General features: G+C 35.7%; 1 protein-coding gene. It reads left to right on the forward strand.

The window, feature by feature from the left end; translation table 11 throughout:
- A partial coding sequence (locus V6256_RS15310) for a DUF3581 family protein (RefSeq protein WP_341599117.1) occupies nucleotides 1-277 on the forward strand: 277 nt, incomplete at both ends.

Here is a 277-nt window from a genome sequence, read left to right on the forward strand (position 1 = left end):
CGATAATATGCCACTGAACATTCCAGTAACTGATGCTGAACACATTGTGGTTACTAATGATCAATGTAAAAGCGTGTTAGAAATTAACCGTAAAGGCCAAACGAGCCATGACCTAGAATTAATAGAATCATTAATTAAAAAGTACGTCGTTTTTTCTGGGGAAAACTTCCCTACGTTACTAATGCCATTAATGGAAAAACACCAGGTAATATTTAACCCTGCGCGGCCATTGGTTTTGTACAACAGCATGAACGTTGAATTTTATACATTAAGTTTA

Source organism: Psychromonas aquatilis, assembly GCF_038155185.1.
In the GTDB taxonomy this organism is placed as follows: Bacteria; Pseudomonadota; Gammaproteobacteria; order Enterobacterales; family Psychromonadaceae; genus Psychromonas; species Psychromonas aquatilis.